Annotated in this window: 11 protein-coding genes; all 11 read left to right on the forward strand. The window is 54.5% G+C overall.

Annotated elements, in window-relative coordinates:
• Window positions 1–67: 67 nt before the first annotated feature.
• The 11 genes from uppS (at window position 68) to rnhB (ending at window position 11,554) form a co-directional block, all read left to right on the forward strand.
• Window positions 68–859: a polyprenyl diphosphate synthase gene (uppS, locus tag ACT3R4_RS04855; RefSeq protein WP_441677861.1), complete on the forward strand. Its 792-nt coding sequence runs from the start codon at window positions 68–70 to the stop codon at window positions 857–859.
• Entirely contained in the window at window positions 852–1,673 is an 822-nt protein-coding gene (locus ACT3R4_RS04860) for a phosphatidate cytidylyltransferase (protein ID WP_441677863.1), read from the forward strand. Before uppS ends, ACT3R4_RS04860 begins: the two co-directional genes overlap by 8 nt.
• Entirely contained in the window at window positions 1,670–2,866 is a 1,197-nt protein-coding gene (ispC, locus tag ACT3R4_RS04865) for a 1-deoxy-D-xylulose-5-phosphate reductoisomerase (RefSeq protein ID WP_441677865.1), read from the forward strand. Before ACT3R4_RS04860 ends, ispC begins: the two co-directional genes overlap by 4 nt.
• 78 nt (window positions 2,867–2,944) lie before the next feature.
• On the forward strand, window positions 2,945–4,303 hold the full coding sequence (gene rseP / locus ACT3R4_RS04870; RefSeq protein ID WP_441677867.1) for an RIP metalloprotease RseP: 1,359 nt from the start codon (window positions 2,945–2,947) through the stop codon (window positions 4,301–4,303).
• A gap of 100 nt (window positions 4,304–4,403) precedes the next feature.
• Complete coding sequence (bamA, locus tag ACT3R4_RS04875) at window positions 4,404–6,755, forward strand: outer membrane protein assembly factor BamA (protein WP_441677869.1); 2,352 nt, start codon at window positions 4,404–4,406, stop codon at window positions 6,753–6,755.
• A gap of 59 nt (window positions 6,756–6,814) precedes the next feature.
• Complete coding sequence (locus tag ACT3R4_RS04880; protein ID WP_087109986.1) at window positions 6,815–7,321, forward strand: OmpH/Skp family outer membrane protein; 507 nt, start codon at window positions 6,815–6,817, stop codon at window positions 7,319–7,321.
• Window positions 7,322–7,379: 58 nt separating this feature from the next.
• Complete coding sequence (gene lpxD / locus ACT3R4_RS04885) at window positions 7,380–8,417, forward strand: UDP-3-O-(3-hydroxymyristoyl)glucosamine N-acyltransferase (protein WP_441677871.1); 1,038 nt, start codon at window positions 7,380–7,382, stop codon at window positions 8,415–8,417.
• Between the two features lie 133 nt (window positions 8,418–8,550).
• Window positions 8,551–8,994 carry a 3-hydroxyacyl-ACP dehydratase FabZ gene (fabZ, locus tag ACT3R4_RS04890; protein ID WP_087109982.1) on the forward strand — a complete coding sequence of 148 codons (444 nt, stop codon included), beginning with the start codon at window positions 8,551–8,553 and terminating at the stop codon, window positions 8,992–8,994.
• Window positions 8,991–9,758, forward strand: coding sequence for an acyl-ACP--UDP-N-acetylglucosamine O-acyltransferase (gene lpxA, locus ACT3R4_RS04895; RefSeq protein WP_193055211.1), 768 nt, complete (start codon window positions 8,991–8,993; stop codon window positions 9,756–9,758). Before fabZ ends, lpxA begins: the two co-directional genes overlap by 4 nt.
• A 16-nt stretch (window positions 9,759–9,774) precedes the next feature.
• Window positions 9,775–10,947, forward strand: coding sequence for a lipid-A-disaccharide synthase (gene lpxB / locus ACT3R4_RS04900; RefSeq protein WP_441677873.1), 1,173 nt, complete (start codon window positions 9,775–9,777; stop codon window positions 10,945–10,947).
• Complete coding sequence (gene rnhB / locus ACT3R4_RS04905; RefSeq protein ID WP_172118488.1) at window positions 10,937–11,554, forward strand: ribonuclease HII; 618 nt, start codon at window positions 10,937–10,939, stop codon at window positions 11,552–11,554. Before lpxB ends, rnhB begins: the two co-directional genes overlap by 11 nt.
• The last annotated feature ends 28 nt before the right edge of the window (window positions 11,555–11,582 follow it).

An 11,582-nucleotide genomic window follows, 5' to 3' on the forward strand; every position in this document is an offset into this window, starting at 1 on the left:
CTGCGGGTAGCCAGGCTGCCCGCTAGGCCTATGGCTTTACTATGACTGAGCTTTTGTGCGAGACCTCATGACGTCACCGCAGTTTCCTCAAGAACCGCCGGACGACGCAAGCACGCCACCCAAGTGCCTGGGTGAAGCACTGCCGTCGCATGTCGCGATCATAATGGACGGCAATAATCGCTGGGCAAAGGCCCGCGGCCTCTCTGGCGTACGTGGTCATCGTGCAGGCGTCGAAGCCGTCAGAGCGGTCATTCAGCGCGCAGCCGAGCGCCAGGTAAATACGCTGAGCCTGTTTGCCTTTTCAAGCGAGAACTGGAAACGTCCAGCGGCTGAAGTGAATGCGTTGATGGAGCTCTTTTTGATGGCGCTCAAGCGCGAAGTTAAAAAGCTTAATGAGCGCAATATTCGGCTAACGATTATTGGTGAGCGGCGTGGCTTCTCTCACGCCATTCAGAAGTATATACAGCGTGCAGAAGCGCTGACCGCGGATAATACCGGCATGCACCTGGTGATCGCTGCCAATTACGGCGGGCAGTGGGACATCGCACGTGCAGCGCGGCATTTGGCTGAGCAGGTGTCCGCCGGTGAGTTACAGCCTGGCGATATCGATGAAGCCTGCTTTGACAGGGCAATGGAAGCAGACCATGTGCCTCCTGTTGACCTGTGTATCCGAACAAGTGGCGAACAGCGATTGTCGAATTTTATGCTGTGGCAGTTAGCGTATGCTGAACTGCATTTCTCGCCCTTACTCTGGCCCGATTTCGGTGCCGATGCGCTGGACAGCGCGCTGTACGACTTTTGTCAGCGGCGTCGACGTTTTGGCATGACCGACGAACAAATAGAGGCGCAAGGTGCTTAGACAGCGGATTATAACCGTAGCCTGGCTGGCGCCCTTGGTGCTGGTGGGTTTGTTTGGATTGCAAGGTGGCGCGTTTGCGCTTTTTACCGCTTTGATGGTGTTGCTTGGGGCCTGGGAGTGGACGAACATGGCCGGCGTTATCCGGCAGCGTCAGCGTGTTCAGCTGGTCGCCGGGCTTGCGGTGTTGATGCTACTGATGTGGCTCATCGGTGCCGCGTTTGCAGTATGGCCTTTATGGTGCGCCGCCCTTGGCTGGCTGGTTAATCTTTACTGGGTGACCCATTACCCGGAGAAAGGGCAGCAGTGGCAGTCAACGCCACGCCGCTTGGCGATGGGGCTATGGGTGCTGCTGCCCTGCTGGGTCGGCTTTAATATTCTGCGCGATAGCGGCGGCGTATGGCTGTTATTTGTATTACTGCTGGTGTGGGCGGCGGATATCGGCGCCTATTTTGCCGGGCGTCGTTTTGGTAAGCGCAAGCTCGCCCCAAGGGTTAGCCCCGGTAAATCCTGGGAAGGCGTTATTGGCGGGTTGGTTGCCACCACGCTACTGGCGCTTGGCTTCGCCTTTTGGCAGTCGTTAACCCCGGGGGTAGCTGTTGGCTTGGTGGTAGTCACCATTATTGTCACGCTTATTTCAGTGCTGGGTGATCTGCTGGAAAGCATGCTCAAACGCTACCGAGACATCAAGGACTCAAGCCAGCTGCTACCGGGCCATGGCGGCGTGCTGGACCGGATTGATAGCTTGACGGCGGCGATTCCGCTCTTTGCGCTGCTCTATTTGCCCGTTCTTCAAGGGCAGGTGCCTGTCTTATGAGTCAATCGTCCTGCCAGTGGATTACCGTGTTGGGCTCAACCGGTTCTATCGGGGTGAGCACCCTGGATGTCATCGCCCGTCATCCCGAGCGTTATCGGGTGTATGCGTTGACGGCACATACCTCCAGGGAAGTGCTTCTGGAACAGTGCCTGGCCCATCATCCCCGTATCGCGGTACTCGATCATGGTGACGATGCGCAATGGCTTCGCCAAGCGCTTGATGACGCTGACCAACCGACCGTCGTGCTGGCGGGTCGTGAAGCACTCTGCCAGGTTGCCCGTGAGGCGTGTGTCGATGCCGTTATGGCCGCCATCGTTGGGGCAGCGGGGCTGCTGCCTGCGCTGGCCGCTGCAGAAGCGGGCAAGCGCGTACTACTTGCGAATAAAGAAGCGTTGGTGATGAGCGGTGCGCTGTTCATGCAGGCGGTTGAGCGCTCTGGCGCCACGCTGTTGCCCATCGATTCTGAGCATAATGCCATCTATCAGTGCCTGCCGGTAAAGCATCGCGGCGGGCTTGAGCGTCATGGCGTTCGACAGCTGCTGCTAACAGCGTCTGGCGGGCCTTTTCGCACCTGGAGTGCGGACAAGGTTGCCAATGCGACGCCCGACCAGGCCTGCGCCCATCCTAACTGGTCGATGGGGCGCAAGATTTCGGTTGATAGCGCCACCATGATGAACAAAGGCCTTGAATTAATTGAAGCGTGCTGGCTGTTTGATGCAACGCCCGAGCAAATTCAGGTGGTAGTGCATCCGCAGAGTGTGATTCACTCCATGGCAGCTTACATTGATGGCTCTGTCATCGCCCAGCTGGGCAACCCGGATATGCGTATACCCATTGCCTATGGACTGGCATGGCCCGAGCGTATTGAGGCCGGTGTAGAAGCCCTGGATCTGTTCCAGATCGCGCAGCTGGATTTTGAAGCACCGGATGAAGCGCGCTTTCCCTGCCTACGCTTGGCCCGTGAAGCCATACAGAAGGGCGGTGCCGCGCCGGCGATTCTCAATGCAGCCAATGAAGTCGCTGTTGAGGCGTTCCTGGCGGAAAGGCTCAGCTTTGGTGAAATAGCCAACGTGGTTGAAGAGGTTGTATCGCAGCCCTATGCAGGCAGCGCCGATACGATTGAAAATATCTTGGCTGCAGACCACTGGGCGCGTCAGCAGGCAGCGCAAAGGGTCATGTTACAAGCAGGCTAGACACTGCCGTACCGAATATTGAGAAGCAAGTAGGTCACTTAAGCATCGGCTGATGTGCAGGGTGCCAGGGAGTTTATTGTGGGCCTGTTACAAAACATTTTAGCGATCATCGTCGTGCTGGGTTTGTTGATCACCTTTCACGAGTTTGGCCACTTTTGGGTGGCGCGCCGCTGTGGCGTCAAGGTGTTACGTTTTTCGGTGGGTTTTGGCAAACCGCTCTGGTCCACCGTCGACCGCCAGGGGACGGAGTACGCGATAGCGGCCATTCCGCTGGGCGGCTATGTCAAAATGTTGGACGAGCGTGAAGCGCCGGTACCGGAAGATCAGCTTGACCAGGCCTTTAATCGCAAAACGGTATGGCAGCGTATCGCCATTGTTGCCGCTGGGCCTTTGGCAAATTTCCTGTTGGCTATTGTTGCCTACTGGGCGCTCTTTGTATCCGGGACGACCGTGGTCGCTCCCATGGTGGGAGATGTGCTGCCTGATTCGCCGGCAGCTGAAGCAGGCCTTGCCCACGGCGACGAAATTATCGCTATTCAAAATGACGCCGTACGCTCCTGGGAGGAGGTCAACCTAAAGCTTATCTCTATGATTGGTTTTAGTGGCTCGCTAACCATCGATGTGTTGCCTGAAGGCAGTAGCAGTGAACGAGCTTACGCGCTAGAGGTCGATAACTACTTGGCCCGCCAGGACCCGCCCCAGCCACTGCAATCCTTGGGTATGACGCCTTGGCAGCCAGAATTCCCAGCAGTATTAGGCCAGGTGGTCGATGGCGAAGCTGCCGCCAACGCGGGGTTGCAAGCAGGCGATCATATTATTGCGATTGACGGCACACCGGTGGAAGATTGGATGCAGTTTGTCACGATGATCCGCCGTAGTGCGGGTGAAACGCTTAGCGTAGCCTATGAGCGAAATGGCGAGCAGGGCACACTAACACTAACGCCGGGTAGCAATCTGCTGGAGAGTGGCGGTGAGGTTGGGTACATTGGTGCAGGCGTTGAGTCGGTAACGTGGCCTGAGTCGCTACAGCGTGAAATTCGTTATGGGCCTATCGAAGCGGTTGGACAAGCGCTATCGCGTACCGGTGATATGATTTTATTAACCGTTGATGCGATTCGTAAAATGTTGGTAGGTTTGATTTCACCTTCCAACCTTTCCGGTCCTATTACGATTGCGCAAATTTCGGGTGATTCGGCCCGTGCCGGAATGGAAGCCTTTGTAGGCTTTTTAGCGTATTTGTCCATCAGCCTTGGCGTGCTTAATTTATTGCCTATTCCGGTGCTCGATGGTGGACACTTGCTTTACTATTTTTTGGAAATCGTACGTGGGCGGCCGGTCTCTGAACAAACCCAAGCCATTGGATTACGCATTGGGCTTGCCATGGTTGGCGGCCTGATGGTGATGGCTCTGTATTTTGATCTGATGCGCCTTTGGTAATGACGCGTGTAGCGCGCAGGATGCCTTGTCATCTGCCTGCACAAATGTATATGGTGCTTATCTAACGTGATAGGCAGACCAACGCGAGCGAACTGACAGCATGAAAATCAAGACCCTTGGAATGGCAGCACTCTTGCTGGTAGGCGCTAGCGGCGCCCAGGCACAATCCTTTGATGTTTCGGACATTCGAGTGGAAGGACTACAGCGGGTATCCGCTGCATCGGTCTTTAATGCGTTTCCTGTCAGTACGAATGATCGGGTTAGCGAGCAGCAGCTAGCGTCAGCCGCACGCGATTTGTTTGCCACTGGTTTATTTGAAGATGTTTCGCTAGCTCGCGAAGGCGATGTATTGGTTATTCAGGTAGTTGAACGACCGACCATCGCGCGCTTGAACCTCACTGGCAATAAGCAGATTTCAGAAGAGGACCTGCGTAACGGCTTACGTCAGTCAGGGTTGTCGGAAGGGCAAGTGTTGCAACTCTCGACCCTTGAAGAGATTCAGCGTGAGCTTGAAGGTGTTTACCAGAGCCAGGGACGCTACAGTGCTCGCATTACGACCGAGGTTGAACAGGTTGATGAAGGGCGTGTACAGGTCAATATCAATATTAATGAAGGCGAGGTTGCCAAGATTCGCCAGATTAATATTGTTGGCAATGAAGATTTTGACGATGAAACGCTGCGCAGTGTGTTCGAGCTTAATGACCGTCCCGGGCGAGTTTTTGGTTGGTTTTCAAACGATGAGTACTCGCGTGAGGCACTGTCTGGTGATATAGAGCGCCTTCGCACCTTCTATCTTGATCGTGGCTATGTAAATTTTGATGTTACCTCCACGCAAGTCTCCATTGGGCCTGAAAAGTCCGAAATATTTGTTACGCTTAATGTTGATGAGGGTAACCAGTATCGAGTAGGTGATGTCCGCTTTGTGGGTGACATGCAAATCAGCGAAAGCGAAGCACGTCAACTCATGGAGATCCATAGCGGAGACATTTTCTCTCGTGGTCAGGTGAACGCATCGACCGAAGCGCTACGCCAGCGTTTGGGCGCTGAAGGTTTTGCATTCGCCGATATTCAGGGTATTCCTGAAATGGCGGATAACGGTGAAACGGTTGACCTGGTCATCGCGGTTGAACCTGGCCAGCGCACTTATGTTCGACGTATTGAGTTTTATGGTAATACCACCACCCAGGACGAAGTGCTGCGTCGGGAAATGATTCAAATGGAAGGCGCCCCCGCATCGACCGACTCAATTGCTCAGTCGCGCCAGCGCCTTGAACGGCTTGGCTTCTTTAGCCAGGTAGAAGTGGATACCCAGCCGGTACCAGGTCAGCCTGATCAGTTGGACGTCACCTACAATGTGGAAGAGCAGCCCTCAGGCTCGGTGTCTGCCAGCGTGGGCTTTTCGCAAAGTGCCGGGGTAATCTATGGAGTTGGACTGGCACAAAACAACTTCCTGGGTACGGGTAACCGGGTCAATGTTGGCGCGCAGCGCAGCGACACCTTCACCAGCGTCAACTTTGCCTTCACGGATCCTTACTGGACACTTGATGGTATTTCTCGCGGCTACAACATATTTTACCGTGAAACGGACTATGCCGACTCGGATATCTCTACCTACTCGACCGATGCGTACGGCGCGGGTATCAACTTCGGCTATCCGATAAGTGAACTGTCTCGCCTCAACTTCGGGGCGAGCATTGAAGAACTTAAAATTAAAACCTACAACGATACGGCGTCAGAAATTCATCGCTATGTGGATGACGAAGGGGAGCGCGCTCAAAGCCTTAAACTCACGGCGAGCTGGACGCGTAACAACCTTAACCGAGGCGTGATGCCGACAGCCGGTAACTATCAGCGCCTGTCGCTTGAAACCGGCGTGCCGGGCGGCGATGCAGAGTACTATAAGCTGCGCGCTCGGGCTCAGCAGCTATATCCGCTCAATAACGATGAGAGTTGGGCGCTTAAGTTTAGCGGTAACCTTGGCTATGCCAATACGTTTGATTCAAACGATCCTTTTCCCTTCTATGAGAATTTTTACGCAGGTGGTTTAGGATCGGTACGAGGCTTTACATCCAATACATTGGGGCAACCTACCACGCCGGGAGTTGAAGGAGGGCGTGATCGCACAATGGGCGGTAATGTGTTGGTGGAAGGTAGTGCTGAAGTGATCTTCCCCATGCCCTTTGTAGAAAATCAGCGTTCTGTGCAGCCTTCGCTGTTCCTGGATGCCGGTAATACGTTCTTGAGCTCCTGCTACAAGGTATTAGAAGCTGATGTGGGTCGTCAGCAGTGTAGTTCTGGCGTCGACCTGGGCGATTTGCGCTATAGTGTGGGCGTTGGCCTTTCCTGGTTAACACCGGTTGGTCCGCTGACCTTTAGCATCGCGGAGCCGCTTAAAGACAAAAGCGGTGATGACACACAGTTCTTCCAGTTCTCGCTGGGACAAACATTCTAACTTTGCTAAAGGGGCGCGCCCTTGGTAGCGCCCCCGCTTGATGATAAGGAAGTGACTCGATGCGTAAACTGACAGCGGCCGTGTGCTTATTTGGTGCGATTGTTTTACCGGTTCATGCAGCAGAAGCTGCAGAGGTTGCCGTGCTGGATTGGCGAGCTGCGCTGATGAATACCCAGTCGGCTCAAACCTCGCTAAATCAGCTGGAAAACCAGATTGGCAGTCAGCAGAGTGAAGCCCAAAGCCTGGGAAATGAGTTACAGCAGTTGCAAGAACGCTTGCAGCGCGAAGGCGAAACGATGTCTCAGTCGCAGCGCGAAACACTGATCGCTGAGCTGCAGCAGAAAGGTTCGCGTTTTGAGCAGTTACGTCGTGATGTTATGGAGGCTCAGCAGCGTTCAGAGCAGCAGTTTCTGGAAGGTGCGGAACTCAAGCTTGAGCAAGCGGTGGAGCAAGTGCTGAACCGTCACAATATTGATGTATTGGTTGAGCCTCAAGGAGTGCTTCATTCCTCGGTTGATTTGCCTAATGTGACTGATGAAGTTACGCAAATATTTGATTCGATGTAATTAATTTTTTAATGACTGTTGGTGTAGCTGTGCTGCACTATTGCTTTATTGGGCTCCCATGACGCACGCATCTCACCATCTTACACTTGCGGACATTGCTCGCCATTTAGGGGTCACCTTTGAAGGTGATGCCGCGCTACCCATTCGTGGTTTAGCAACACTTAAAGAGGCCACATCTGATCAAGTGGCCTTTTTAACAAATCGCGCTTACCTCAAGGATTTGGCCACCACTCAGGCGGCAGCCGTGCTGCTTCACCCTGAGCATGGCAAGAGTTGCCCGGTGCCAAAGCTTGAGATGGAAAACCCCTACCTGGGGTATGCCAAACTCTCTCAGCTATTTGACCCATTGCCTGCACGTGATAAGGCCGGTATCCATCCCACCGCGGTCGTTGCCAACAGCGTAACGCTGGGTGAAGGCGTCTCGATCCAGGCCCACGCCGTAGTAGAAGCGGGCGTAACACTGGGTGACCACGTTGTGGTGGGCGCTGGGAGTGTCGTTGGGGCTGATAGCGTTATCGGCGAAAATACTCGGCTGCATGCCAATGTGACCGTGTGTCATGGCGTGATTATTGGCAAGCGGGTCATTTTACAAAGTGGCTGTGTGATTGGTGGAGACGGTTTTGGATTTGCCCACGACGGTGAAGGTTGGCACAAAATTGCCCAGTTAGGTGGCGTTGTGCTGGGTGATAATGTCGAAGTTGGCAGTTGCTCAAGCATTGACCGTGGTGCGCTAGGCGATACCCTGATTGGCGATGACGTTAAAATCGATAGTCAGGTACAAATCGCTCATAACGTCACTATTGGTGCCCATAGCGCTTTGGCAGGCTGTGTCGGTATTGCAGGGTCCACCAAAGTAGGCAAGCACTGCATGTTGGGTGGGGGGGTTGGATTATCAGGCCACCTAACGATTTGTGATGGCGTTCAGGTCACCGGAATGAGCCTTGTGACCAATTCGATTCATACTCCCGGTGTCTACTCGTCAGGTACGGGGGCAATGAGTAATTCGCAGTGGCGTAAAAATGCGGTGCGGTTTAAGCAGTTGGATGATATAGCCAAGCGGTTGTCTCGGCTGGAAAAAACGACGCGTGACACCTAAAAGCCATATTGTTTACTAAGTAAGTAGCTTGAGACGAGAGGGCGGCAGGGTATAATTCCTTGCCCTTTAACCAGACGAAGTGCTGGTATTTGCCTGATGCCTATCAGGCGTTTTTCATTTTGAGGTCGTTACGATGGTCATGGATATTAACGAAATTCGCGAATACTTGCCCCACCGCTATCCGTTTTTATTGGTGGATCGAGTGACAGCATTAACTGTGGGCGAATCCATCGTTGCGTTCAAAAACGTTAGTATTAACGAGCCATTTTTCAACGGCCACTTTCCACATCATCCGATTATGCCGGGTGTGCTGGTAGTCGAAGCACTGGCCCAGGTTTGCGGTATTTTAGGCTTTAAAACAGTTAACAAGCTGCCAGCGGATGGCTACGTGTACTACCTGGTGGGTAGCGACAATGTACGTTTCAAGCGCCCGGTTATGCCTGGTGACCAGCTTCAACTGGAGGCTAACGTAATTCGTGGCAAGCGAGGCATTTGGAAATTTGCGTGTCGCGCCACGGTTGACGGAGAGCTTGCCTGTGAAGCAGAAATTATTTGTGCTGAGAGGAAGGTTGCTTGATACATCCTACTGCACTGGTTGACCCAACGGCAACGCTCGCAGATGACGTTGAGGTTGGCCCTTTTAGTGTTATTGGGCCTAACGTCACGATCGGCGAAGGCTCCATAATCGGCCCGCACGTCGTGGTCAAAGGACCCACTGTGTTGGGGAAGCGCACGCGTATTTTTCAGTTCGCCTCGGTAGGTGAGGATTGTCAGGACAAAAAGTACGCTGGTGAACCTACTCGTCTGGTCATGGGCGACGATAACGTTATCCGTGAAGGCGTGACGCTTCACCGTGGTACGGTACAAGACCGTGGTGAAACGACGATTGGTTCCCGCAATCTGTTTATGGCCTACGTACACGTGGGCCATGACTGTGTCATTGGCAATGACTGTATCCTCGCCAACCAGGTAACGCTCGCCGGGCACGTAACGCTGGGTGATTACGCTATCCTGGGTGGCCTGTCTGCCGTGCACCAATTTTGTCACTTTGGTGAACATGCCATGGCGGGCGGTGGCTCTATTATCACTAAAGACACGCCTGCCTATGTCATGATTAACGGCAACCCGGCAGAAGCGCGTGGTCTGAATCTGGTCGGCTTAAAACGCCGCGGCTTTAGCCGTGAGGCAATTAATGCACTGAGCGTTGCTTATAAGATGGTCTATCGCCAGGGGCTTACCGTCGAGCAAGCGCTTGAAGAGATGCGTGCGCGCTTTGATATAGAGGAAGTGACGGAGTTCGCTGACTCTATCGAGCGTTCGACCCGCGGCATTACGCGCTAACCATGTCCATTCGCTTATGACCTTGCAGCGTGTTTATCTGGTGGCTGGCGAGCTTTCGGGGGATATCCTTGGGGCTGGTCTGATGCGTGCGCTTAAGTCGCGTCATCCAGAGGTTGAGTTTCGTGGGATTGGCGGGCCTCGCATGATCGCTGAGGGGATGCAAAGCCGCTTTCCGTTGGAAACGCTTTCTGTGATGGGGCTGGTTGAGGTCATCAAACACCTGCCTGAGCTGGTAGGTGTGCGCCGCACGCTGCGTCGCGAAGCGCTCGCCTGGCAGCCGGATATCATGGTTGGTATCGACGCGCCTGATTTTACGCTCGGCCTGGAAAAGCAACTGCGTAATGCCGGAATCAAAACGGCCCACTACGTCAGTCCTTCTGTTTGGGCGTGGCGACAGGGGCGTGTGAAAGGCATTGCCAAATCCGTTGATGGAATGCTCACTCTGCTGCCCTTTGAGGCCGATTTTTACCGGCACCACAGTGTTCCTGTCGTGTTCGTGGGTCATCCGCTTGCCGATGAGCTGCCGCTTGAAAATGACCGCATCGCAACGCGACAGGCACTAGGTCTTGATGAAGATGCGCCGGTGCTTGCTTTGTTGCCAGGCTCGCGCAGCAGCGAAATACGTTTCCTGGGTCATACGTTTTTAGCCGCCGCTGAACTGCTGTGCCAGCGCCATGCCACGCTAAAGGTTTTGATTCCGGCTGCCTCAGCACTGCGTCATGACGAAATTCAGGCGCTCTTGTCTCACTATCCAACGCTTGCCGAGCGTGTGCAGCTGTTAAATGGCCAAGCGCGAGAGGCAATGGTCGCCAGTGATGTGGTGCTCCTGGCATCCGGGACCGCCGCGCTTGAAGCCATGCTGTGTCACCGGGCGATGCTGGTTGCGTACAAGATGGCGCCGGCCACGCATTGGCTCGCCAAGCGTATGGTGAAAACCCAGTGGATATCGCTACCCAATCTGATCGCGCAGCAAAGCGTGGTGCCTGAGCTTATTCAGGACGCGGCGACACCGGAAGCTATCGCAGACCAGCTTTATGAGTTGCTTAGCGATCACGAAGCACGATTGGCGTTAGAGGCACGCTTTGCAACGATGCACGCCGACTTGCAGCGCAACGCCAGTCGACGCGCCGCTGAGGCAATCACCGCTATCGCCTTAGGCCAATCACTGGAGCAGCACAATGCCCGCTAAATCAGGCGATTTTCCGCCGCTTGAGATTGCTTATGTGGGCGAGCGCTTGGCGGGGGTCGACGAGGTTGGGCGTGGGCCGTTAATCGGTAGCGTCGTGGCCGCAGCGGTGATCCTGGACCCAGCACGCCCCATTGACGGTCTGACTGACTCTAAAAAGCTCACCGCCCGTAAGCGTGAAGCGTTAGACGTGCTGATACGCGAACAGGCGTTAGCCTTTGTGGTCGCTGAGGCAAGCGCTGCCGAAGTTGATCAGTTCAATATTTACCACGCCACGCACTTGGCAATGCGTCGTGCGATTGATGGTTTAGCCCCTGCGGCCGAGTACTTGCTGGTGGACGGTAACCGTTTGCCGGGACATAGTTTGCCGGGGCAAGCCGTGGTCAAAGGCGATGCGCGCCATCCCGCCATTGCTGCGGCGTCGATTCTTGCCAAGGTCGCGCGCGATGCCCAGATGGTTACGCTGGATATGCGCTATCCTGAGTACGGCTTTGCACGTCACAAAGGCTACCCAACGAAAGAGCATCTTGAGGCGCTATCCGCTCACGGGCCGCTTGAAGAGCACCGCCGAAGCTTCGCCCCCGTTCAGCGCCAATTAGCCCTCATTTAAGTGCTGTCGCTACGTTAAATTAACGTTA

The sequence above is a fragment of the Halomonas sp. AOP7-E1-9 genome (genome assembly GCF_052376035.1).
In the GTDB taxonomy this organism is placed as follows: Bacteria; Pseudomonadota; Gammaproteobacteria; order Pseudomonadales; family Halomonadaceae; genus Vreelandella; species Vreelandella citrativorans.